The organism is Streptomyces sp. NPDC102258, assembly GCF_055584685.1.
In genome coordinates, this window is the sequence record NZ_JBVJLO010000015.1 from 12693 (window position 1) to 36527 (window position 23835).

A 23835-nucleotide genomic window follows, 5' to 3' on the forward strand; every position below is an offset into this window, starting at 1 on the left:
ATGACACAGCTTCGATCTCATATTCCCTAGCGCTGTCCTGCTACGGGAGCGCCGCGGCCCCAGAGCTCTTTGGGGCGAGCCAACCACCGCGCCACATCACAAGGGAGGCTGCGCGCCGTCCACCTCAGGGCGAAATCGTCCCGGTTGGGCGCAGTGACCGCTCGGTGAGCCGCGGACCCTCGAGAGCAACCCACGCCTCGGATGGGCCTTTAAGCCGAACGCACCGCCGGAGGAGTTGTTCTCCGTGTGCGAACTCGGTCGCTTTTCGCTGGACTTTTCAAATGTTCCCCCTATGGTCGTCGTCCCACCATTCCTCCGCCCAGGGAGCGTGACCGACCTGCTTCTTGCACCGACTCGCCCGATCGGCGCTCTGCGCCATCGCAAGGACCCCATGTCATCCCAGGAATCCGCAAAGAGCGGACGAAACGTTTCCCCTGCTCTGGTTACCGGCCAATGGCTCACGACCGACGAGCTCGCGCGCATCTTGAACGTCGATCCCTCCACGCTACGTCGCTGGCGCACGTCCCGACCCCTACAAGGGCCGCCGTTCGTCCCTGTGTCCGATCGCGTCACCCTCTACAGCGAGATTGACGTCGAGCACTGGCTGCGCAGTCGCCGCGTCGACCCTGAACAGGCGGCCTGACATGGCGATAGCGACACCCGCCGCCGCTGTCGAAGCTGTTCCGATCGGGGTCCGTCTCACCGCTGATGTTGAGTACCGGCCCAATCGCCCTTCGCCCTACCGGGCACGCGTGCGCTGGTGGGATCCCGAGACCAAGTCCCGCAAGTCCGTCTCCGAGGCCAAGGAGACCGAGGATGAAGCTCAGGAGTGGATCTCGGCCCTGGTCGAGGCCGCCCAGGCCGGCATCAACCCGTCGCTTGCCACCATGCCGCTGGCCGACTACGGCACCGCGAACATGGACCTGGCACTCCGGGGGCTGGAACTCAAGACGCTCGACCCCTATATGGCCGGTTGGCGTCTGCGCGTAGTGCCCTCCCTCGGGCACCTGCCGGTTCGGATGATCACCAACGGCGCCGTGGACCGCACCGTCTACCGGTGGATCGCAGACGAGCTCAGCCGCTCCACCGTGAAGAACACCATCGCCGTCCTCGTTCGCGTCATGGAACAGGCCGTTCGCGACGGGCTCATCAAGGTCAACCCTGCCCGGGTCAGCGGCTGGCAGCGCCAGTACCAGCAGGTCGAGGACGAACTGAACGACCCGCGCGCGCTGGCCCTGCCGGACTGGGAGACCCTCCAGGCCCTCGCCAAAGCCCTGGTCGCTCGCTCATACGGCCAATACCAGGGCTGGGGCGACGTCGTCACTTTCGCCGCATCCACAGCAGCCCGCATCGGCGAGGTATCCGGAGTCCGCGTCAAGGACATCGACACCGACAACTGGATCTGGACCGTACGACGGCAGACCACCCCCGCCCAAGGCGGGCTCGTCGACAAGGCCACCAAGGGAAAGCGCGCCCGCAAGGTACCCCTCATCGAAGAAGTACGGCCGATGGTCGCCCAGCGGCTGCTGGCCGTGGGCAATGACCCCGATGCCCGGATCTTCTTCGGACCGCGTGGCGGTCGCATCTCCACCGCCGTCCTGCGCGACGCCACTCACTGGGACGACGTCGTCACGGAACTCGGCTTCGAACACCTCCGACGGCACGACCTGCGCCACACCGGACTGACCTGGTTCGCCGACGCCGGCGTGCCGCTCCACGTCCTGCGCAAGATCGCCGGGCACGGCTCGCTGACCACCACTCAGCGCTACCTGCACCCCGACGCCGGCCAGATCACCGCAGCCGGTGCCGCGCTGTCTGCGCACCTCATGGTGCTCCGTGCACCTCGTTCGCTGCCAGTCACGGCCGTCACCGCGATCTGACCCGCACTGACCGTCCTGGTCCCCAACTGGTCCCCAAAACGATCAAGGGGCCGTTTTGGATTGCTCCAAAACGGCCCCTGACCTCGACTCTTTCGAGTCGGGACGACAGGATTTGAACCTGCGACCCCTTGACCCCCAGTCAAGTGCGCTACCAAGCTGCGCCACGTCCCGATGGTCCGTTGACCTGGGGTTTCCCCTGGTCGGACCAGCACGAGAACAATACCGCACTTCCTGGGGTGGTCGCGCGCGGTTTCGGGTGCGGGTCGGGGGTTGACCTCAAGTGGACTTGAGGAAGCATCGTCGCGGTATGACACAGATGACCGCTGATACGGATCTCCGTTTCGAGGACCTGGGCCGGCTGATCGCGCTCATGACAGGGGCCGAGAAGCACGGGCCGGCCGCCACCTCCACGCTCGACGCGCTCTGGGTGCTCTACGACCGGGTGCTGCGCGTCACGCCCGGGACCGCCGGGGACCCGGGGCGGGACCGGTTCCTGCTCTCCAAGGGGCACGGGCCGATGGCGTACTACGCCGTGCTCGCCGCGAAGGGGTTCTTCCCCGTCGAGTGGCTCAGCGGTTTCGGGTCCTACGACTCCCCCCTCGGCCACCACCCCGACCGGACCCTGGTGCCCGGCGTCGAGATCGCCAGCGGCTCGCTCGGGCACGGGCTGCCGCTCGCCGTCGGGAGTGCGCTCGGGCTCCGCGCCCAGGGGCTGGACGACCCCGCCGTGTGGGTGCTCATCGGGGACGCCGAACTCGACGAGGGCAGCAATCACGAGGCGATCGCGTACGCCGGAGCGGCCGGGCTGGAGCGGCTGCACACCCTGGTGATCGACAACGACTCCGCCACCCACGGCTGGCCCGGCGGGATCGCCTCCCGCTTCGAGGCCTCGGGCTGGACGGCGCTGACCGTCGACAGCCGCGACCACCGGGCGCTGCACGCCGCCTTCACCGCGCCGCATCCGGGCCGGCCGCACGCCGTCGTCGCCCGCGTCGAGAAGAAGTTCTGAGGAGGGGACGTCATGGACACCACGGACACCATGCGCGAACGGTTCGTCTCGGTCACCTCGCGTCTGCTCGACGAGGACCACCGGCTGGCCCTGGTGCTCGCCGAGATCACCATGGACGCCTTCCGGCCCGCCCAGGAGCGGCACCCGGACCGGGTGATCAACGTGGGGATCCGCGAGCAGCTGCTCCTCGGCGTGGGCGGCGGGCTGGCCCTCACCGGTCTGCGGCCGGTGCTCCACACCTTCGCCAGCTTCCTCGTCGAGCGCCCCTTCGAGCAGGTCAAGCTGGACTTCGGGCACCAGGGGACGGGCGGGGTCCTGGTCAGCGCCGCCGCCAGCTACGACTGGCCGGCCGGCGGGTTCACCCACATGGCACCGGGTGACGTGACGCTGCTGGACACACTCGACGGCTGGACGGTCCACGTACCCGGCCACCCCGACGAGGCCGAGGCGCTGCTGCGCCACGCGTACGCCGCCGGGGACGACAAGGTGTACGTCCGGCTCAGCCAGCAGTCGAACGCCGCGCCCCGGCCGGTCGGCGCCGGCCCCGGCCTCGGCCTCGGCCTCGGCTTTCAGACGGTGCGCGAGGGACGCGCCGGCGTCGTGATCGCCGTCGGGCCGCTGCTCGACCACGTCCTCACCGCGACCGAGGGCCTCGACGTCACCGTTCTCTACGCGGCCACCGTGCGCCCGTTCGACGACGCGGCCCTGCGCGCCGCCGCCGGGCGCGCCGCGCCGGACGTCGTCCTGGTCGAGCCGTACCTGGCCGGCACCTCCGCGACCGCCGCCGGGCAGGCTTTGAGGGAGGTCCCGCACCGGATCCTGCCGCTGGGGGTGGGGCGGGCCGAGCTGCGCCGGTTCGGCACGATGGAGGAGCACGTCGCCGCGCACGGCCTGGACCCGGCCTCGCTGCGGCAGCGGATCACCGGGTTCCTGCGCTGAGTGCCCGGGGACGGGGCGGGGGCGGCTCCGGAGCCCCCGCCCGCACCGCCGCCCGGCGCCGTCAGGCGGGCCCGTCCTCGCGCCGCTGGAGCAGCGCCACCAGTTCCGCGGCGAGTGCCTTGACCGTGGTCAGGCCGTGCGTCCCCCAGCGCCTCGGTACCACGTCCACCGCGCACACCGTGCCGAGGACGATGCCCCGCCGGTCGGTGAGCGGCGCCCCCAGGTAGGAGCGGATCCCGCTCTCGTCCACGACCGCGTTCGGCGCGAAGCGCGCGAAGTCCCGTACGTCCTCCAGCACCAGCGCCCGGCGCCGCACCACCACGTGCGGGCAGTAGCCGTGGTCCCGGGGCAGGACCCGCGCCGGGTACCCGCCCTGCGCGGCGCCCGCGCCGTGGTGCAGACCGGCGAAGAACTGCCGTTCCTCCCCGACGAAGTTGACCCCGGCGTGCGGGGCCCCCAGCGTCCGCGCGACCCGGGCCGCGAAGACGTCGAGTTCCGCGTCCACCCGCTCCCCGAGGCCCAGTTCGCGCAGCCGGACGGCCCGCGCCGGGGCTTCCCGGTCCACCGGGGTCAGGAGCAGGTGGCCGGTCGATTCGTAGTAGGTCATGGTGGTTCCCCCGGATCCGAGTGGGCTTGCCTGGCGGTGGTGAGCAGGTGGTGGACGAGGGCCGCGAGGGTGGCCGTACCGGACCGGGTCAGCCGCGCGTCGCACCGTACGACGGGTACGCCCGGCCCGAGTCCGACGGCTTCGCGGACCTCCTCGGCGGTGTAGCGGTGGGAGTCGTCGAACTCGTTGACGGCGACGAGGAACCCGATCCCGCGCCGCTCGAAGAAGTCGACGGCGGGGAAGCAGTCGGCGAGCCGGCGGGTGTCGGCGAGCACCACCGCCCCGAGGGCGCCGGCGCACAGTTCCTCCCACAGGAACCAGAAGCGCTGCTGGCCCGGCGTGCCGAACAGGTAGAGGACGTGCCGGTCGTCGAGGGTGAGCCGGCCGAAGTCCAGCGCGACGGTCGTCGCCGTCTTCGTCCCGACCCCGTCGAGCGGGTCGCGGCCCTCGCCGAGTCCGCTCAGCAGTTCCTCCGTGCACAGCGGCTCGATCTCGCTGACCGCGCCCACGAAGGTGGTCTTCCCCGCCCCGAACCCGCCCGCGACCAGGATCTTCAAGGTCGCGGGCAGGACCGGGGCGTCACAGTCGCCGGCGTAGGCCATCGAGCACCGCCCGCAGCAGGGTCTGGTCGTCGTCGGCGAACGAGCCGCTGCCGCCCGGGAACCGGGGCGCCCGCACCGAGACGGACCCGCACTCCATCAGGTCCGACAGCAGCACCTTCACCACCACCGCCGGGAGCCGCAGCTGTCCGGCCACCTCGGCGACGCTCACCCCGGCCGCGCCCGCGCAGATCCGCAGCGCGAGGGTGTGTTCGGCGCCGAGCGGCACGCGCGGGCGCAGCCCGGTGGCGGTCACCACGGAGAGCAGGTCGAGGTGGACGGCGGCCCGGGTGCGGCCGCCGCTCGCGGTGTACGGGCGCATCACCCGGCCCGCCGTGGCGTCGAGCCAGGGCGTGTCGCGCGGTGCGCCGGATCCGGTCTCCCCCCGGGTACGGGCCCTCATCGCTCCGCGTCGACGGCGGGCGCGGGCCGGCGCGGCGGGGCGGCCAGGTACGGCCGTACGCTCTTGACCAGCATCGCCATCTCGTAGCCGAGCACCCCGGCGTCCGCCTCGCGGTCCGCGAGCACCGCCAGACAGGTCCCGGAGCCCGCCGCGGAGACGAAGACGAGGGCCGTGTCCAGTTCCACCACCACCTGCCGGACCTCGGCCCCGTCGCCGAAGCGGGCTCCGGCGCTGCGGCCCAGCGAGTAGAGCCCGGAGGCCAGGGCGGCCATGTGGTCGGCGCTGTCCGGGTCGAGGCCGTGTACGCAGGTGACGAGCCCGTCGGCGGTCAGCAGCACCGCGCTGCGGGTGTACGGGACGCGTTGGACCAGGCCGCCGAGCAGCCAGTCGAGGTCGGAGAGGTCCGTGAGGGTGCTGGTGGGGGTAGCCACTTCGCCGGCCATGGGGTTGTGCTCCTTGCTGGGGTGGGGGGTGCGGGCACGGGGCCCGGTTCATGCCTGCGGCTCGGACTGCGCGCGTCCGAAGCCGCGTTGGAAGGCCGCCATCAGACCCGGGTCGTGAAGGGGCTGTTCGGCTTCCGGGGCCCGCCGGGGGGCGGGCGCCTCGCGCAGCTGGGGCGCGAGGTGGTACTGGGCCTGCCGACGGGGCAGCGGCGGCCGCTCCCCGTCGTCGGGGCCTGCCGCCGACGGGGCGGCGTCGGGGGGGACGGGGGTACGGGGGGCGGCGGCCGGGGGGACCGCCGTACGGGGCTCGGCGGCTGGGGGGACCGCCGTACGGGGCTGGTTGGCCGGGGGGACCGCCGTACGGGGGCTGTCGGCGGTCCGGACCGTCTGGTGCGGCAGCACCAGCTCGGGCGCCGGGGCAGGCTCCCCCGGGTCACCCGGCCACCGCTGCGGCTCGGCGTCCGGCCGGGGCGCGGGCCCGGGCGCCGGGCCGCCCCCCATCCGTTCGCCCTCCGGCCAGGGGCCCGGCGCCGGTACGCGTACGGGTTCCAGCGGGGGCATGGCGCCGCCCTCGCCGGTCCCCCACGAGGTGGCCCGCGACCCGCCGGCCGCGTCGGCGGCGCCCGGGGCCTCGGCCCCCAGCAGGGACCAGGGCAGGACGAGCACGGCGAGCACCCCGCCGTAGATGTTGGACTTCAGCTCGACGGCGACCCCATGGCGGCGGGCCAGCGCCGCGACCACGAAGAGGCCGATCCGCCCGTCGGCCAGCAGGTGCCGGACGCTGACCTGGTCGGGATCGCCGAGGAGCGCGTTCATCCGGTGCTGCTCGGCGGGCGGCATGCCCAGCCCGCGGTCCTCGACCTCGACGGCGACGCCGGCCGTGACCCGCTCGGCCCGTACCACCACGTCGGTGTCGGGGGCGGAGAACACCGTGGCGTTCTCGATGAGTTCGGCCAGCAGGTGCACCACGTCGGCGACGGCGTGCCCGCGCACCGTGCCGCCCGCCGGGGGCACGACCTTGACCCGGGTGTACTGCTCGACCTCCGCGACGGAGGAGCGCAGCACCTCGCTCAGGTCGATGGGCCGGGTCCACTGGCGCCGCGAGGCGGAGCCGCCGAGGACGGCGAGGTTCTCGGCGTGGCGGCGGATCCGGGTGGCGAGGTGGTCGACGTGGAAGAGCTCCTTGAGCAGGTCGGGGTCCTCGACGGTGTCTTCCAGGTCGTCGAGGAGGGCGATCTCGCGGTGCACGAGGGACTGGAGGCGGCGGGCCAGGTTGACGAACACCTCGACCTTGCGGTCGCTGTCGCTGGGGGCGGGCGGGACGGCGAGCCGCACCAGGGTCGTGTGCGCCTGTTCGCGGGCGCCCCGCAGCTCCTGCGCGAGCAGCCAGAACTCGTCCACCCCGGCCGGGTCGGTGGCGGCCGGCGGACCGCTGGGGCCGCCGCGCACCGGCCGGCCGGGGCTCTCGCCGCGTTCCAGCCGCTCGGCGGCCGTCCGCAGTTCCTGGCGGCCGCGCACGCTGGAGCGGCGCAGGGATTCGCAGCGGTCGCGGACCGTCTTGGCGGCGCGCTGGGCGCCGAGGAAGGCGGCGGCGAGCGCGCCGACGACGAGCAGGGCGCAGCCGGTGAGGACCGGCCACAGCCGGACGTCGCGCGCACCGGCGCCCCCGCCGAGCTGGAGGGTGAAGATCACCGCGGCGGCGCCGCTGAGCCCGGCGGCGAGGGTGGGCAGGACGGCCGCGCGGACGAGTTGGGGGCGTATCAGCCGGCCGGGTCCGGTGGCGGCGTGTCTCGACGGGGAGTGGCGGGCGGCGCGGAGTCCGGACATCGGCGTCCTCGGTACGTGGGGCCCGGCCCCCAGTGGTCCCGGGGCCCGGTGTTGATCACCGGATACCCACGCTAGACCGCACTCTCCCGCGCCCGGACCCCAGTTGGGGAACTTCGGCGGGCTGCTTCCCGCTCCCGGCGGAGCGCTCGCACGGCAGCCCGAATGCGCCGGGAGCGCGTACGCCCACACACCACCGGGGCGCACGACACCCACCTGTGCCCGCACGCCTCCGTCACGCCGGGGGCTCGCCCTTTAGTGCCTACCGGCCGGTAGGCATAGGGTCGCCGACCATTTCCGCACACCGTTTTTCTGCTGGCTTTACCCGATGCGGCAATTTCGCGCATGTGATCGGGGTCACAGGCCTATTTCCTGGACAGCCCGATGGAGATCAAGTTTCGATAAGGCCTGCGGGACCGACGATCTCGGTCCCCGATCACGGGGGAATTTCCCGAATCTTGTCGTTGGCAACGGCGCTAAACGAGGGGTGGGGGCGTGTCAGTGATCCTGACGTGCGCACAATCAAGAATCATGACGTTCATGACGTCCATACGCGCTGACCGCGTTGCGGCAGGCAGATGCTGAGCCGAATGCTCCCGCCCGCCGGTCCGGCTCGCGTCCTCACCGGCATCACCCTGGTGCACACCCTGGGGCAGGGCCTCTGGATGGCGCTGAACGCCATCTTCGCGACCACCGTGCTCGGACTCTCGCCCGGCCGGTTCGCCCTCGGTGTCGGCGTCGCCGCCGGCATCGCCCTTCTCGTCAGCACCCCGACCGGTCACCTGGCCGACCGCGTCGGCCCCCGCTCGGTGCAGATCTGGTCCTTCATCGCCCTCGGGCCGCTGACGGCGGCCCTGCTCGCGGTGCAGGGGTTCACTACGTACCTGCTGGTGCTGAGCGCGCAGGCCGTCGCCTACAGCGCCAGCCGCAGCGCCCGGATGGCCATGGTCGCCGGTCTGGTGCCGCCGCAGGACCGGGTCTCGGTCCGCGCGTACCTACGGGCCACCAGCAACGTCAGCGTCTCCGTCGGCGCCGGCCTGGCGGGGCTGCTGCTGGCCGCCGACTCGGTATGGGCGTACAAGGCGGCCGTCGCCTTCAACGCCGCCACCTACCTGGCGACGGGCCTGCTCACCCTGCTGCTGCCCGCCGTCGCACCCCAGCCGGCCCGGCCCGGACCGGCCCTGACGGTGCTGCGGGACCGGCCCTACCTGACGTTCGTGGTCCTGGACGGGCTGCTGTCCATGCACAACCTGCTGCTCGACGTCGTCCTGCCGCTGTGGGTGCTGCACCGCACCCACGCCCCGCGCTGGATGATCGCCGCGATCCTGCTGACCAACACGGTCGCCGTGGTCCTCCTGCAGGTCCGGGCCGCTCGCGGGACCGACGAGCCGAGCGCGGCCGCCCGGGCCTCGCGATCCGGGTCCCTGTGTCTCGCGGCCGCCTGCGTCATCTTCTCGTTCAGCGGCGGGACCTCCGCGACGGTCGCCGGCGCCCTGCTGTTCCTGGGCGCCCTGGCCCACGTACTGGGTGAGGTCCGGCAGTCCGCGGGCAGTTGGGGCATGTCCTTCGGGCTGGCGCCCGAACACGCCCAGGGCCAGTACCAGGGCACCTACGCCATGGGTACGGACCTGGGCAAGATGATCGCTCCGGCGCTGCTGACCTGGCTCGCCGTCGACCACGGGAGCCTCGGCTGGCTGGTCATGGCCCTCGGGTTCGCGCTGGCCGGAGCCGCCATGCCGCCGGTCGCCGACTGGGCCCGGCGGGACAGGAAGACCGCTCCCGACGCCGTCGCGGCGTGAGCGTGAGCGGCGGCGCGCCCGGCTCGCGGGCGGCGGCCCCCTGAGCGCCTGTTCACATTTCCCTTTTCCACCCTTCCTTTCCCTGTTCCGCACCTTTTCGCGCCACCGCGCCGCCTTTTCACATTCCGGCCCGGTGATATAGCGCAACCTGTGAACGGCCCGCCGCAACACAATGGCGCGCGGGTCCGAAATTCTGCGCCGTGCGCGTATTCGGCATATCCGCGTACGGCCGGCGAACGCAATGCAACGAGGGGACCAATCACTGTGGGCGACATCTCCGCCGACTCACCGCAGGCCCTGCAACTGCCCGTAAGGGAGCCCGCGTTGGGCGCCGCGGACGACGCGGGCCGGGGTACGCACTCCTGGCCGGGCGCCGACCTGCCGCCCGGAGCGACGGCCGGCGGGGCCGGAGCCGCCGATCTGTGGCACGCGGCGTTCGCCGTGCTCGTGCACCGCTACAGCGGCCAGGACGACATCCTGCTCGCCCGGGCGGGCGGCGGGTACGGTACGCCGGTCGCCGTCCGCTCCCTCCTGGCACCGGAGCGGACCCTGCCCGCGCTGGCGCTCGCGCTCGGCGCCGCGTACCGGGAAGCGGCCGCACGGGAGACGGCCGCACGGGAGACGGCCGCGCGGAAAGCCAAGCCCGCAGCGGTGCCCGACCTGGGCGACGGCTTGCGCGTGGGCTTCCTGGAGTCCGACGGCGCCACCCCGCTGCCCGCCTCCGTCCCCGAGGGCTTCGCGCTGCTGCTGGAGGCGCGGCCCGCGCCGGGCGGCCCGCTGTTCACCCTGCACTACGACCGTGCCCTCTTCCCCGGAGCGCTGGTCGCGCGGATGGCCGCGAACCTCGACACCCTGCTGGCGGACGCGGCCGCCCGCCCCGAGGCGCCCGCGGGCGAACTGCGGCTGCTGTCCGGGCCGGAGACCGACCGCCTGTTGCACGGGTTCAACGACACGGCCCGCCCCTACGACCGCTCCACACCGCTGCACGCACTCGTCGAGGCCCAGGCCGCCCGGACCCCCGACGCGCCCGCCGTCGAGTGGCAGGGCGAGGTCCTGACGTACGCCGAACTCGACCGGCGGGCCAACCGGCTGGCGCGGGCGCTGGCCGCCCACGCGATCCCCCCGGGCTCGCGGATCGGCCTCTCCCTGGCCCGTACGCACCGCGGCGTCGTCCTGCTGCTCGCCGTCCACAAGGCGGGCTGCGCCTACGTACCGCTCGATCCCGCCTACCCCGCCGACCGGCTCGGCGCCATCGCCGCCACCGCCGACCTGGCGGCGGTCGTCCACGACGGCGAGGAGGCCCCGGCGTGGCTCGGTGACACCACCGCACGGGCGCTCGCGTGGCGGGAGTTGTGGGAGAAGGCCGAGTCCGAGGACGACCGGTCTCCGGGCGTCATCGTCGATCCGTCCGCCACCACCCACCTCATCCACACCTCGGGCTCCACCGGCGTGCCCAAGGGCGTGGTGGTCAGCCACCGCAACGTGGTGGCGCTCCTGGCCTGGGCGCGGGAGACCTACGCGGCCGAGGACCTGGAGCGGGTGCTGTTCTCCACCTCGCTCAACTTCGACCTGTCCGTGTACGAGCTGTGGGCCCCCCTCACCCGGGGCGGCTGCGTCGTCGTCGTGGACAACGTGCTCGCGCTCACCGAGGACGAAGGGCTGCGCCCGACGCTCGTCAACACCGTCCCGAGCGCCCTGAACGTCCTGCTCCAGCGCGGCGCGCTGCCCGCCTCCACCCGCGTCCTGAACGTCGCCGGTGAGCCGCTGTCCCGGGAACTGGTCGCCGAGGCCTTCGCGTCCACCGGCGTCGAGCGCCTCTACAACCTGTACGGGCCGTCCGAGGACACCACGTACTCGACCTGGAAGTGCTTCACCGGCCCCGCCAACGGTGCCCCGACCATCGGCGTGCCCGTCCACAACACCGTCGCCTATCTCCTGGACGGGCTCGGCCGGCTCGTGCCGCAGGGTGCCACCGGCGAGCTCCACCTGGGCGGCGACGGGCTGGCCGGCGGTTACATCAACGACGCCGAGCGCACCGCGGCCTCCTTCGTTCCCGCTCCGGCGCACCTCGGCGAGGTCCCCGGGGGACGGCTGTACCGCACCGGCGACCTGGCCCGCTGGACCGAGGAGGGCGAGCTCCGCTTCCTGGGCCGCAAGGACAACCAGGTGAAGGTGCGCGGCTTCAGGATCGAACTCGGCGAGATCGAGGCGACGCTGCGCGGGGTCGTGGGCCTGCGCGACGTCGCAGCCCTGGCCCTGCGGACGGGCGACGACACCCGTCTGGTCTGCTACGTGGGCCTGGACGGCGCCGATGTCAGCGCCGATGTCAGCGTCGAGGCGATGAGCGCCCATCTGCGGTCCAAGCTGCCGCACTACATGCGGCCCGCCAGGATCATCGTCGAGGAGCGGCTGCCGCGGCTGCCCAACGGCAAGGTCGACCGCAAGACGCTGGCCGCCCGGGACGTCGACTGGGGTCCGCGGGCCGTGTCCGCCACCGCCTTCGAGGACGCCGACGAGGCCGAGGTGGCGCGGGTGTGGGCCGACCTCCTCGGCCTGACGCAGGTCTCCGCCGGCCTGGACTTCTTCTCCGTCGGCGGGCATTCACTGCTCGCCACGCTGCTGGCGGCGCGCCTGTCCGACGCGGCGGGCCGGCCCGTCCGGGTCGCCGAGGTGTACCGCCACCGCACCCTGGCGGAGCAGGCCGCGCTGCTGCGCCGCACCCGCCGGGAGGCGTCGGGGACCGGCACGGCCACGGGGCCGGCGGAGCGGCGGCGCGCCGTCGCCGACACCCTGCGGGAGTCCGCGCGCGGGCACGGCGTCCCGGGAGCCGGCGCCGCCGTGTTCCTCGACGGCACGCTGGAGCTGACCTACCACGGCGTGAGCGACACCGAGTCGGGCGCCGCGTACGGGGCCGGCACGCGCCAGCGGGTCACCTGCGTCACGAAGCCCATGCTGGCCTTCGTCGCGCTGCGCCTGGTCGACCGCGGGCTGCTCGGTCTCGATCAGCCGCTGGACGAGCTGCTGCCGCAGGCCTTCCGGCGCCGCGACGGGGGCACCGTCAAGGTCACCCTGCGGCACCTGCTGTCGCACACCAGCGGGGTCGACGACTCGTACGAGGTGTGGCACGACACCGGCCTGCCGGACCTCGGCAGCTACCTCGCCACCCTGCCCTCCTACGGCCAGCTGTTCGAGCCGGGCGAGGTGTTCGCGTACTCGGCGGTGGGGACGTCCATCGTCGCCGCGCTGATCGAGAAGCTCCTCGGGATCCCCTGGCGCCGTGCGGTGAACGAGCTGATACTCACCCCGCTCGGCATCCGGGAGATCCCCGAGGCCCTCACCGAGGGCGGCCACTACGGCGGCTCCGTCTCCCCCGGCTACGTGTGGACCGAGCGGGTCGAGGGCTACCTGCGCCACGACCCGCCGCCGCAGACCATCGCCGACGACGCGGCCGGCTCGTTCTCGGTGTGCCTCACCCTGGAGGAGCTGGCGCGGATCGCGATGCTGGCCGTCGACGACGGGGTCGCGCCGGGCGGTGAGCGCCTGCTCTCGGCCGAGCTGGCCCGTCAGATGCGCACCCCCCAGATCCCCGTCCCGGGCCACCACTTCATGCATGCCTGGGGCCTGGGCTGGCTGATGTTCGGACCGTCCGCCTTCGGTTTCAACTCCAACGGCAGCGGCCACCACAACTTCATCCAGATCTTCCCCGAGGAGCGCTCCTTCCTGCTGCTCCTCGCCAACGCCTATCCGGCCTTCGGCCTGTACGAGGACCTGCTGCGCTCCCTCACCGGCGAGGGGCTCATCCGCACCGGACGCCCCTTCGAGATGGAACTGGGCGACTGCGTCGGCCTGTACGCCTCCGACGGATACCGGCTCGAGGTCCGCCGCGGCGCGGAGCACCTGCGCTACTCCTACTCCGAGCGGCAGCGGGACGGCGCGTGGCTGCGCCTGGACGAGGGCGACCTGGTGCTGTCCGGCGCCGGGGGTTTCAGCTCGATGTCCGAGAAGAACGTCCTCGCCGGTTCGATCTCCTTCATCCCCACCCCCGGCACCGCCGTCCCGGGATTCGTCCGCATCGGCCAGCGCTTCGCGAGGAAGACACGATGAGAGACCGACAGCACCCCCCACACCCGCCCGCGGCGGTCCCTGACACCGGCGCCGCCCGGCACGTGGTCTTCGTGACCTGGAAGGCCGGGAACGCCCCCGCGTTCGAGGCGGCCAAGCGGCTCGGTCACCATGTGACGCTCATCCGCTCACTGCTCATGGAGCAGGCGCAGAACGTCGACTTCGACGCCTCCCCCTACGCGCGGTTCGTCGACCGGGTCCACGTCCTGAAGGACGCCACTGACCCCGAGGCACTGCGCTCCCGCGTCCTGGAGGTCCACCGGGAGCGGCCGGTCGACGGCTTCGTCGCCACCGTGGACGCCCTCGTGGTGCCCGTCGCGCGGATCGCCGAGGAGATCGGGGTCCCCTTCACCGACGCCGGGGCCGCCGAGGCGGCCAAGCAGAAGAACCGCTGCCGGGAGATCCTCGCGGCGGCCGGGGTGGACACCACCCGGTACGCGGTGGTCGGCGGCCTCCAGGAGGCCTCCGCGTTCGCGGCCGCCACCGGTTACCCCGTCGTCGTCAAGCCGGCCAGGGGTTCCGGCAGCGAGGGCGCCCACGTCGTCGCGGACGAGCGGCAGCTGGCGGAGGTCCTCGCGGACGCCGCGGACGACGCGTACGCGGCCGGGATCCTCGTCGAGGAGTACCTGAGCGGACGCTTCGTCTCCGCCGAGATCGCCCTCGTACACGGCCGCTTCCTGCGCCTGGCCGTCAGCGAGCGGTCCACCTGGCAGCGGCACGAGGCCCTGGAGACCGGTACGACGATCCCCGCGGGCATCTCGCCCGAGGAGCACGACCGGGTGATGCGGTTCGCGGAGGACGTGGTGAGCGCCGTCGGCCTGCGGCTCGGCGTCTTTCACGTGGAGGTCATGCTGGGTGCGGACGGCACACCCCGGCTGATCGAACTCAACCCCCGCATCATGGGCTCCTGCCTGCCGAACCTGTTCCGCCTCGCGGGCGGCGGGGACATCTTCGAGCTGCTCGTCCGGGTCCACCTGAACGAGCGGATCGAGCGCGGTCCGACGGTCTTCGACGGGTACGCGACGGTCCGCTGGTTCGGCGCCGCCGAGCGGGTGCCCACCCCGGAGCGGGTACCCGACCTCGGCTGGGCGGCCGAGGAGTACGGCGACCACCTGCACGCGCTCACCGTCCGCTTCCCCGAGGGCGACGCCCTGCCGCCCTGCCGGGGCAACCTCGGCAACTTCGGCGAGGTCCAGGTCGTGCACGCCGACCGCGCGACCTCCATACGCATCGCCGAGGACATCGTCGAGGGCATGGCCGACCGACTCGGTATCGAGGTGACGAGGTGAGGACGACGACCGCCTTCTTCGACCAGACCCGCCGGCAGCTCGCCCGGCTGGGCCTGCCCGACGGGGACCCGCAGCTCACACCGGACTCCGACGCCGTCTTCGCCGACGGCGGGCACTTCCGGATCGAGGTGCCGACGGTGAACTCGGTGCAGGCCGCCGAACGGCTGCTGCGGGAGAGCCGGCGCCGGGGCTTCACCATCAACCGGATCACCGAGACCCGCGGCATGTACCGGCACACGGCCCGCGAGATCGGCGAGTACGTCGCGCTCGGCGAGGAGTTCGGCGCCGAGATCCTGATGTCGGTGGGGCCCCGCGCCACGAACGACATCGGCGCCGGGGCGCAGACGCCCGAGGGCGCCCGGATCGGGTACCGGCTGCGCGGCCAGGAGCAGATCGTGCGCGCCGTCGAGGACGTCAAACGCGGCATCGGCCTGGGCGTGCGCGGGTTCGTCGTCTACGACGAGGGCCTGCTGTGGGTGCTGGGACGGCTGCGCACCGCCGGCGAGCTGCCGGCCGGCATCCACCTGAAGGTCTCCGCGCACTGCGGCCAGGGCAACCCGGCGTCGGCGCAGATGCTGGAGATGCTCGGCGCGAACAGCTTCAACCCGGTGCGCGACCTGACGCTGCCGATGATCGCGGCGCTGCGGCAGGCCGTGTCGGTCCCGCTGGACCTGCACGTGGACAATCCGCGGTCCTCCGGCGGCTTCATCCGCACCTACGAGGCCCCCGACATCGTCCGGGTCGCGTCGCCGGTGTACCTGAAGACGGGCAACAGCGCGTTGGAGGGCCACGGGGTGAGCCCTTCGCCCGTACAGCTGGACGACATCCTGCGGCAGGTCGAGCTCGTCACGGAGTTCGTGGGCCGGCACCATCCCCAGGCCCGGCAGAGCCGCACCGGCTCCGCCGCGCCCGCCCTGCAGCCGGCCGGGGGCGTCCCCGTACCCGGCTGCCGGACGGAGGTGTGAGCCATGTGCCGCATCCACGGATGTTTCGGCGGGGAAAGCGCCGGCCGGGAGGTGCTCGACGCCGTCTCGGCGGCGATGTTCGAGGGCGGGCCCGACGCGCAGACCGTCCGCCGCGGTGACGGTTGGGCGCTCGGCAACAACCGGCTCGCCATCCAAGGCGTCGCCTCCGGCGAACAGCCTTTCGTACGCGGTGCGTTGTGCTGCGTGTTCAACGGCGAGATCTACAACCACCGGCAGCTGCGCGCCGAACTGGCCGCGCACGGCTACTCCTTCGAGGGCGACTGCGACGGCGACGTCCTGCTGCCGCTCTACGAGCTGTACGGTGACGCCTTCACCAGCCGCCTGGAGGGCATGTTCGCCATCGCGCTCGTCGACGAGCGCGAGGAGCCGTGCCTGAAGCTCTTCACCGACCACGCGGGCATGAAGTCCCTCTACTACTACGTGTCCGGCGACGGCCGGCGGCTGTGCTTCGCCTCCGAGCTGCGGGCGCTGAGCCGCTTCCCGGACTTCCCCGACGAGCTCGACCCGCTCGCGGTCGACCGCTACCTCGGCGGGAAGGCGGTCTGGGGGCCGGGCACCGTGTACACGCGGGTCCGTACCTTGGAGCCCGGCTCGGTGCTGCGCTTCGCGAACGGACGCGAGACGCTCACCCGGAGCTCCCTGGAGCCCGCCGACGTCGACTGGCCCGGCGGTGAACCGACCGTCGACGCGGCGGCGGAGCTGCTGGACGGGCTGCTGCGCACCGAGATGGGCCGCATGCTCGACGCGGACGTGCCGGTGTGCGTGATCACCAGCGGCGGGCTCGACTCCAGCTACACCACCGCGCTCGCGGCCCATCTGGTGTCGGACGTGGCCTCGTTCAACATCGCCTACCAGGGTGACTGGCCCGCCGACGAGCGCCACTACGCCGCCGAGGTGGCCCGCCACTGCGGTACGGAGCACCACCAGGTGCTCCTCGACCCGGCTGGGTTCCCCGAGCTCGTCGGGCGGTTCACCCGCCACCTCGACCAGCCGAACAACGCCCCGCACAGCCTGAGCACCTTCGCCCTGTTCGAGGCCGTGCACGACGCGGGGTTCAAGGTGGCCCTGACGGGCGACGGAGCCGACGAACTCTTCGCCGGGTACGCCCGTTTCGTCAAGGCCGACCGGGACGGAGACTCCGCCTGGCACCGCGCCTACCAGGACACGATGGCGGTCGCCGGCACGGCGGCGCTGGGCCGGCTGTACACGCCCGGCTACCTGGAGCACGTACGGGCGACCGGGGGCCACTTCGGGGACCTCAGCGGCGACGAGCTGGAGCGCCGGGTGCGCTCGGGCGGGCAGGGGAAGCTGGAGACGCTGCTGCGCTACGACCAGGCCGAGCGGTTCCCGTACTACATCCTGCGCCGCGTCGACCACCTGAGCATGGCCCACTCGGTGGAGGCCCGCATCCCCTTCCTCCAGCCGTCGGTGATGCGCCTGGCGCACGCGCTGCCCGCCGCCGTGAAGGTGGCCGGCGACACGGTGAAGGCGCCGGTGGCGCGGGCGGCCGAACGCTGGGTGCCCCGCAGCGTGATCGACCGGCCCAAGCAGCCCTTCACCCTGCCCGTCGCGGCGATGATCCGGCCGGGCGAGGCGCTGTACGACATGATCGGCGACCTCCTCCTCGGCCCCGGCGCCCGCTGCCGCGACTACGTGCGCCAGGACGCCGTGCGCGACCTCTTCCGTACCCAGACCGGGAGCCCGGGGGCGCACGCCGCCGAGCTGCTCTGGTCCCTCCTGATCCTGGAGAGCTGGCTCTCCGCACGCGGTCTGACGACCTCCCCCCTCCCCCACCGGAAATGAGACAGGACATGACCGAAACTCCCGAAGCCCGGCCCGCGATCACCTCGCTGCTGGCGGGCGTCACCAAGGCCGACATCCGGCGCGACCCGTTCCCGCACGTCGTGATCAGCGACGCCCTGCCCCAGGACCTCTACGACGCGCTGGCGAAGTCGATGCCGACGGCGGAGTACATCGGCGAGCGGATCGGCAAGCCGATCACCTCGAACGAGCGCTACAACTACATGTCCGAGATGATCCTGGCCGACGCGACGATGGCGGGCGTCTGGAAGGACTTCGTGACCTACCACTCCTCCCCCGCCTTCTACGAGGAGTTCCTCGACCTCTTCCAGGAGGACCTGGTCGCCAACCTCCCCGAGGCCGAGAAGCTGGTGGGTCCGCTGCGCGAGCTGCGCGTCGGCCGCCGCAACCGGGACGGCTTCGAGACGCACGACATCCTGCTGGACTGCACGGCCGTCATCAACTCGGCGGTCACCGGCCGGCCCTCCGCCTACCGGGGGCCGCACGTGGACAAGCCGCACAAGCTCTTCGGCGGACTCTTCTACATGCGCCTGCCCGAGGACGACGCGACCGGCGGTGACCTGGTGCTGTACAAGTACCGGCCCGGCGCGCACAAGTTCCACACCAGCGCCTCCGAGTACGGCGACAGCCGTTTCGACATCGACCCGCAGTACGTCGAGGAGGTCACGACCGTCCCGTACCGCAGCAACACCCTGGTGCTGTACCCGATCAACCCGCTCGCCCTGCACGGGGTGTCGGTGCGCTCCCTGACGCACCACCAGCGGCGGTTCATCGCCCTCGTCGGGGACCTGCCCCGGCAGCTCTTCGACCTCGCGCTCTGAGAAGGAGGCAGCTGTGATCCCCTTCGACCAGCGCACCGGCAAGATCTGGTACGACGGCTCGCTCGTGGACTGGGCCGACGCCCGGCTCCACGTGCTCAGCCACGGTCTGCACTACGCCTCCAGCATCTTCGAGGGCATCCGCGTCTACGGCGGCGAGGCGTTCATGCTGGAGGAGCACATCGCGCGGCTCGGCGCCTCGGCCCGCATCCTCGACTTCGAGCTCGCCTACGGGGACGACGTGCTGTACGAGGCCACCCGCGCGGTGGTCGCCGAGGCGGGCATCACCGAGGGCTACGTCCGGATGAACGCCTGGCGCGGTTCGGAGATCATCCAGACGGCGGCGCTGAAGACGTCCGTGCACACCTCGGTGGCGGCGTGGGAGCTTCCGGCGGGCTACTACGCGGCGGAGGACGCCCTGGACGCGGGGATCTCCGTGGTGACGGGCCGCTACCGCAGGCCGTCGCCGGAGTACGCCCCGGTCAAGAGCAAGGCCGCGGGCAACTACATGATCGGCACGGTCAGCAAGAACGAGGCGCTGCGGGCCGGTTTCGACGACGCCCTCCTCCTCGACGACCGGGGGAACTTCGTCGAGGCGACCGGTGCGCACCTGTTCTTCACCAAGGGCGGGGTGCTGTACACCCCGACGACCCGGTGCACCATCGACGGGATCACCCGGGCGTGCGTACTGGCGATCGCGGAGCGGGCGGGGATCGAGTGCGTGGTCGCCGACCTGGCTCCAGCCTTCGCGGGTGAGGCCGACGGCGCGTTCCTGTGCGGGACCGCGTGTGAGATCCTCCCCGTCAGCCGCCTCGATGATCATCACTACGACGTCGCCGGCAACGCGGTGACACGCACGATCGTCACGGGCTACCGGGAGCTGGTCCGGGGGCGCGCCCAGGTGCGCGCCCCCGGCGAGCCGACGCGGTAGCAAGCCCGTCGCGACACGGAAACAGGCCCTTCCGGGGGCCGCAAGAGCAAGGGCACGTGCATGGGAGCGGTAGATGCTCTGGAAAAACTCGCGCCGGTGGTGCTGGCCTTCGGTTGCGGGGTCGTCCTGGCACGGCGGAAGGTGGTGCCGGCCGAGAGCTCGAAGGCCTTCGCGGACTACGCGTTCCTCTTCGCCGTGCCCTGCTTCCTCTTCGGGAACATCTACCGCAGCGATCTGGGGGCGCTGTTCAACTGGCGGGCCATCGGCGGATACGCGGCCGCGGCCTGCGTCGCGGCCGCGCTGATCGGCGTGATGGCCTGGGCCCTGGGCGTACGCGATCCACGCGGTGTGGCGCTGCGCATCATGGCCGCCGTCCAGGTGAACACGGCCTACTTCGCGGTGCCGGTGTTCATCATGCTGTTCGGGAACGCGGCGCCGATCTTCCCGGTGCTGCTGTTCCAGGTCTGCGTGCTGTCCCTGGTCATCATCTCGATCATGGAGCTGGGGCGGCCGGACCGGGTCGGGAGTCCGGCGCGGCGGCTCGGATCCGCCGTCACCGCGTCGCTGCTGACCCCCGTCGTGATCGCCTGCAACGCGGGCATCGTGCTCAACCTGCTGCCGGTCACGGTGCCCGGGGTCGTGCTCGACAGCTTCGCCTTCGTCGGTGACAGCGCCTCGCCCGTCGCGCTGTTCGCCCTGGGTCTGCACCTGGGCGGGAGCGGCCTGAAGGTCCGGGGCACCTCGTTCGAGGAGATCTGGATCATCGGCTTCAAGTGCGTGGCCCTGCCGCTCATCACCTACGCGGTGTGCCGCTACGTCTTCGGGGTGGAGGGCGAGTGGCTCAGCTACCTCGTCCTGATCGCCGCGATGCCCGCGCCGCAGAACCTGTTCATCTTCGCCCAGCGCTACGACGTCGGAGTCGACATGTCGGCCTCCCTCGTCATCAAGAGCTCGGTCGTCGCGCTGCTGCTGCTCCCGCTGTGGACGCAGCTGGTGGCCCGGCCGGCCTGAATCCCTCCAGAAAGGCAGAACCGTGACGCAGACCGCGCAGCCCACCAGGATCTCCGTCGAGCAGGTGGCCGGCCGTATCGGGGCCGAGATCTCCGGGGTGGACCTGAGGCAGGAGCTCGATGAGGCCACGGTGGCCGAGATCCGCCGGGCCGTCCTGACCCACCGGGTCGTCTTCTTCCGCGGCCAGGACATCACCCACGCCCAGCACATAGCCTTCGGCCGCCGCTTCGGCGCGCTGACGCGGCGCCCGGGCAAGAAGCACGGTGTGCACCCCGAGGGGCACCCTGAGATCCTCACCGTCGACCCGAAGGCGGACACCGAGCGCTACGGCTCCGACTTCGAGGAGCACTACCGCCGCAAGTGGGTGTCCCCGCTGGCCGGCTGGCACAGCGACCTCAGCCAGGCCGTCAACCCGCCCAGCCTGTCCCTCCTGCGGGCCGAGCGGACGCCCGCCTTCGGCGGCGACACCCAGTGGACCAACACGGTCGCCGCGTACGAGGGCCTTTCGGCGCCGCTGCGCGCGTTCCTGGACGGGCTGACCGCCGAGCACGCCTTCTTCACCGCGGTCCACCTGCGCCACTCCGACGAACGCGACCGCGAGATCCTGAAGATCTACTGCGAGGACCCGCAGGTGGCGGTCCACCCGGTGGTCCGCGTCCACCCCGAGACCGGGGAGAAGGCCCTGTTCGTCAGCCCCGGCTCGACCACCCGCGTCAGCGGGTTCACCGAGCTGGAGAGCCGCCACCTGCTGGACCTGCTGTTCCAGCACCTGACCAGCGCCGAGTACACCGTCCGCTTCCGCTGGGAGCCGGGCAGCATCGCCTTCTGGGACAACCGCAGCACCTGCCACTTCGCCCCCACCGACTTCGCCCACCTCGACGTCGACCGCGTCATGCACCGCGTGACGGTCCTCGGGGAGCCGGCGCAGGGACCGAACGGCTTCGTCTCCCAGCTGGTGGAGGGGGAGCCGATGGCGGCCTGGTAGCCCGCCGGGCCTCGCTTCCCCGCCGAGCTCGTCCGTGTCCGGGGGACGACGTGGGCCGCGAGGTGCGGTGCCGGGCGGGGCCCGGGCACCCCACCGGGTGCCCGGGGCGCGAGGTCCGTACTCGCGTACCTTACGAGCCGACGGCCTCCGGCTCGCCCCGTCCGGCCTCGGCCGGGGTGGGGGCGGGGTCCCGGACCGTGTCCGCGGCGGGGGGTCCGGACGGAGCAGCCGCCCGGGCGGGGGCGGTCGCCGCCACCGCCGGGGGAGCCGCCACGAAGGGCCGCCACCAGGCCTCCTCCGGGGCGTCGGCCGCGCCGGGCTCGAAGGGCTGGCCCGGGATGGGCAGCGCGATGGAGGCCCCCGCGGCGGCCGCGGCGGCGACGGTGCCCTCACCGGGCTCGTCCCACGGGTGCGGGGCCAGGTTGAAGGTGCCCCAGTGGATCGGGAGCATGCTGCCGCGCGCCGCACCGCCCTGGAGGTCGAGGTGGGCCCGCATGCCCTCCTCGGGCGTCATGTGGATGTCGGGCCAGTACTCGGAGTACGCGCCGATCTGGATCATCGTGGCGTCGAAGGGCCCGTGGGCGGCGCCGATCTCCTTGAAGCCCGGGAAGTAGCCGGTGTCCCCGCTGTGGAAGACCCGGTGCTCCTCGCCCGCCACCACCCAGGAGGCCCACAGGGTGAACTGCTGGTTGCGCAGCCCGCGGCCACAGAAGTGGCGGGCCGGGGTGGCGGTCAGGGACAGGCCCGCGACCTGGGTGGTCTCGTTCCAGTCGAGCTCGCGCAGCCGGTCCGGCCGCACGCCCCAGCGCTCCAGGTGCGCGCCGACGCCCAGCGGGACGGCGAAGACCGTGTCCGTGCGGGCCAGGGCCTTGATCGTGGGGAGGTCGAGGTGGTCGTAGTGGTCGTGGGAGATGACCACGACGTCGACCGGGCCGAGGGAGGCCAGCGGTACCGGGACGGGGTGCAGCCGCCTGGGTCCGGCGAAGGGGAAGGGGGAGCACCGCTCGCCCCACACCGGGTCGAACAGCACCCGGCGCCCGTCGATCTCGGCGAGCACGCTGGAGTGCCCCATCCACGTCAGGCGCAGCCCGCTGACCGGCGGCTTCGCCAGCTCGGCCAGCGTCGTCGGGTACACCGGGACGGGCGCGCCGGGGTTGCGCCGGACGCGCTGTTCCTTGTGGAAGTAGACCTTGGCGAACTCGACCATCGACCCGGACGGCCTGGTCCGGGCCCCCACCGGGTTCTGGAACACGCCGTCGGCGAAGTTCGGCGAGCGCAGGATCCGCTCCAGCCGCGCGCCGGTGGGATCGGCCCCGAAGGCTTCGGGGCGCAGGGCGCGCAGCCGGGGACGCAGGGGTTGGGAGCCGGTCAAGGCGCCTCCTGGGAAGGTGCGGGCGGGGGCACGGGCATGCGGCCGTACGACCGTGCGGCCGTACGTCCACGCACATCCCAACGCACGGCCGGCCCCGAGGATTCCGCCCCGGGGCCCGTGTGTCGTACGGCGTGTCGTGCGGTCCGGACGCGCCCCCGCCGCGCCCGGAACGCTAGAGCGGCAGCAGGTCGGGGCGCTTGGCCTCGACGTGGTCGCCGGAGGACTCCCCGCGCAGCCGGCGCCCGATCCAGGGCACGAGGTGCTCGCGCGCCCACTGGATGTTGTCCCGGGTGACGTCCACCGATCCGCGCGGCGGGGTCGGCGGCCACGGCTGGTCCGGATCGGTGGGGACCTCGTAACCGAGGACCTGGGCGGCGCGCAGCGCGACCCGGGTGTGTCCCTCGGGCGAGAGGTGCAGCCGGTCGGTGTCCCAGGCCCGGCGGTCCTGGACGGACTTCAGCGACCAGAGGTCGAGGACCGGGCAGTCGTAGCGGTCGGCGATGGCGCGCACGTGGGCGTTGTACGTGGCGATCTTGCCCCGGAGGTGCTTGAGGACCGGCACCCCCCGGGTGTCGAAGCCCGTGGTGATCATGACGAGGCCCACGGCGCCGCTGAGGTCGGCCACGGCCGCCTCGAACCGCTCCGCCGCGTCGTCGGGGTCGCTGCCGGGCCGGATGATGTCGTTCCCGCCCGCACAGAAGCTGACCAGGTCGGGGGCGAGCTCCTTGGCCCGGGGGACCTGTTCGGCCACGATCTGGTCCAGGAGCCGGCCGCGGACCGCGAGGTTCGCGTACCGGAAGTCGTGTTCGTCGCGTTGGTCGGCCAGGAGCACGGCGAGCCGGTCCGCCCAGCCGAGATGTGAATCCCCGGGTCCCGGGTCCCCCACGCCCTCGGTGAAGCTGTCCCCGATCGCCGCGTACGAGCCGATGGTCTTGAGTTTCGTCGTCGTCGCTGCCACGAAGGACCATCCTTCACCCCCGCAAGCAACCTACGCCAA

General features: G+C 72.5%; 20 protein-coding genes and 1 tRNA gene. 13 read left to right on the forward strand and 8 right to left on the reverse strand.

Annotated elements, in window-relative coordinates; genetic code table 11:
* Window positions 1-328: 328 nt before the first annotated feature.
* Window positions 329-643 (forward strand): helix-turn-helix domain-containing protein, encoded by a 315-nt coding sequence (locus ACZ6ZT_RS23660; RefSeq protein WP_469721842.1) that lies wholly within the window; start codon window positions 329-331, stop codon window positions 641-643.
* A gap of 1 nt (window position 644) precedes the next feature.
* Complete coding sequence (locus tag ACZ6ZT_RS23665) at window positions 645-1880, forward strand: tyrosine-type recombinase/integrase (RefSeq protein WP_469721844.1); 1236 nt, start codon at window positions 645-647, stop codon at window positions 1878-1880.
* A 97-nt stretch (window positions 1881-1977) separates the two neighbouring features.
* On the opposite strand, the gene ACZ6ZT_RS23670 is transcribed toward ACZ6ZT_RS23665, so the two are convergent.
* Window positions 1978-2051: transfer RNA gene (locus ACZ6ZT_RS23670), tRNA-Pro, on the reverse strand.
* A 136-nt stretch (window positions 2052-2187) separates the two neighbouring features.
* On the opposite strand from ACZ6ZT_RS23670, the gene ACZ6ZT_RS23675 reads away from it, so the two are divergent.
* Window positions 2188-2889, forward strand: coding sequence for a transketolase (locus tag ACZ6ZT_RS23675; protein WP_469721846.1), 702 nt, complete (start codon window positions 2188-2190; stop codon window positions 2887-2889).
* Window positions 2890-2901: 12 nt separating this feature from the next.
* The gene (locus tag ACZ6ZT_RS23680) at window positions 2902-3828 is read left to right on the forward strand and encodes a transketolase family protein (protein ID WP_469721847.1); all 927 of its coding nucleotides are present in this window, start codon (window positions 2902-2904) and stop codon (window positions 3826-3828) included.
* Window positions 3829-3889: 61 nt separating this feature from the next.
* Here ACZ6ZT_RS23680 and ACZ6ZT_RS23685 read toward each other — a convergent pair whose 3' ends face one another.
* Genes ACZ6ZT_RS23685 through ACZ6ZT_RS23705 form a run of 5 tightly spaced genes read right to left on the reverse strand, consistent with a single transcriptional unit; the run spans window position 3890 to window position 7707 of the window.
* Window positions 3890-4435, reverse strand: coding sequence for a GAF domain-containing protein (locus tag ACZ6ZT_RS23685; protein ID WP_469721848.1), 546 nt, complete (start codon window positions 4433-4435; stop codon window positions 3890-3892).
* Complete coding sequence (locus ACZ6ZT_RS23690) at window positions 4432-5037, reverse strand: GTP-binding protein (RefSeq protein WP_469721849.1); 606 nt, start codon at window positions 5035-5037, stop codon at window positions 4432-4434. The genes ACZ6ZT_RS23685 and ACZ6ZT_RS23690 overlap by 4 nt, the downstream gene beginning before the upstream one ends.
* Window positions 5015-5437 (reverse strand): DUF742 domain-containing protein, encoded by a 423-nt coding sequence (locus ACZ6ZT_RS23695; RefSeq protein ID WP_469721851.1) that lies wholly within the window; start codon window positions 5435-5437, stop codon window positions 5015-5017. Before ACZ6ZT_RS23695 ends, ACZ6ZT_RS23690 begins: the two co-directional genes overlap by 23 nt.
* Window positions 5434-5880 (reverse strand): roadblock/LC7 domain-containing protein, encoded by a 447-nt coding sequence (locus tag ACZ6ZT_RS23700; protein ID WP_469721852.1) that lies wholly within the window; start codon window positions 5878-5880, stop codon window positions 5434-5436. Before ACZ6ZT_RS23700 ends, ACZ6ZT_RS23695 begins: the two co-directional genes overlap by 4 nt.
* A gap of 48 nt (window positions 5881-5928) precedes the next feature.
* On the reverse strand, window positions 5929-7707 hold the full coding sequence (locus ACZ6ZT_RS23705) for a sensor histidine kinase (RefSeq protein WP_469721854.1): 1779 nt from the start codon (window positions 7705-7707) through the stop codon (window positions 5929-5931).
* A 587-nt stretch (window positions 7708-8294) separates the two neighbouring features.
* On the opposite strand from ACZ6ZT_RS23705, the gene ACZ6ZT_RS23710 reads away from it, so the two are divergent.
* The 9 genes from ACZ6ZT_RS23710 to ACZ6ZT_RS23750 all read left to right on the forward strand — a co-directional run bounded on the left by ACZ6ZT_RS23710 (window position 8295) and on the right by ACZ6ZT_RS23750 (window position 21466).
* Window positions 8295-9503, forward strand: coding sequence for an MFS transporter (locus ACZ6ZT_RS23710; protein WP_469721855.1), 1209 nt, complete (start codon window positions 8295-8297; stop codon window positions 9501-9503).
* A 264-nt stretch (window positions 9504-9767) separates the two neighbouring features.
* Entirely contained in the window at window positions 9768-13607 is a 3840-nt protein-coding gene (locus ACZ6ZT_RS23715) for an amino acid adenylation domain-containing protein (protein WP_469721856.1), read from the forward strand.
* Complete coding sequence (locus tag ACZ6ZT_RS23720; protein ID WP_469721857.1) at window positions 13604-14914, forward strand: ATP-grasp domain-containing protein; 1311 nt, start codon at window positions 13604-13606, stop codon at window positions 14912-14914. The genes ACZ6ZT_RS23715 and ACZ6ZT_RS23720 overlap by 4 nt, the downstream gene beginning before the upstream one ends.
* A complete protein-coding gene (locus tag ACZ6ZT_RS23725; protein WP_469721858.1) occupies window positions 14911-15879 on the forward strand; it encodes a peptidase in 969 nt (322 codons plus the stop codon). Before ACZ6ZT_RS23720 ends, ACZ6ZT_RS23725 begins: the two co-directional genes overlap by 4 nt.
* A 3-nt stretch (window positions 15880-15882) precedes the next feature.
* Complete coding sequence (gene asnB, locus ACZ6ZT_RS23730) at window positions 15883-17703, forward strand: asparagine synthase (glutamine-hydrolyzing) (protein ID WP_469721859.1); 1821 nt, start codon at window positions 15883-15885, stop codon at window positions 17701-17703.
* An 8-nt stretch (window positions 17704-17711) separates the two neighbouring features.
* The gene (locus ACZ6ZT_RS23735) at window positions 17712-18542 is read left to right on the forward strand and encodes a hypothetical protein (protein WP_469721860.1); all 831 of its coding nucleotides are present in this window, start codon (window positions 17712-17714) and stop codon (window positions 18540-18542) included.
* Between the two features lie 13 nt (window positions 18543-18555).
* Window positions 18556-19470 (forward strand): aminotransferase class IV, encoded by a 915-nt coding sequence (locus ACZ6ZT_RS23740; protein ID WP_469721861.1) that lies wholly within the window; start codon window positions 18556-18558, stop codon window positions 19468-19470.
* 60 nt (window positions 19471-19530) lie between these two features.
* A complete protein-coding gene (locus ACZ6ZT_RS23745) occupies window positions 19531-20481 on the forward strand; it encodes an AEC family transporter (protein WP_469721862.1) in 951 nt (316 codons plus the stop codon).
* Between the two features lie 22 nt (window positions 20482-20503).
* The gene (locus ACZ6ZT_RS23750; protein ID WP_469721864.1) at window positions 20504-21466 is read left to right on the forward strand and encodes a TauD/TfdA dioxygenase family protein; all 963 of its coding nucleotides are present in this window, start codon (window positions 20504-20506) and stop codon (window positions 21464-21466) included.
* Window positions 21467-21596: 130 nt separating this feature from the next.
* On the opposite strand, the gene ACZ6ZT_RS23755 is transcribed toward ACZ6ZT_RS23750, so the two are convergent.
* Together ACZ6ZT_RS23755 and ACZ6ZT_RS23760 are read right to left on the reverse strand one after the other, a co-directional pair.
* Window positions 21597-22838 (reverse strand): MBL fold metallo-hydrolase, encoded by a 1242-nt coding sequence (locus tag ACZ6ZT_RS23755; protein ID WP_469721865.1) that lies wholly within the window; start codon window positions 22836-22838, stop codon window positions 21597-21599.
* Window positions 22839-23010: 172 nt separating this feature from the next.
* Window positions 23011-23796, reverse strand: coding sequence for an SGNH/GDSL hydrolase family protein (locus tag ACZ6ZT_RS23760; RefSeq protein WP_469721866.1), 786 nt, complete (start codon window positions 23794-23796; stop codon window positions 23011-23013).
* Between the last annotated feature and the right edge of the window lie 39 nt (window positions 23797-23835).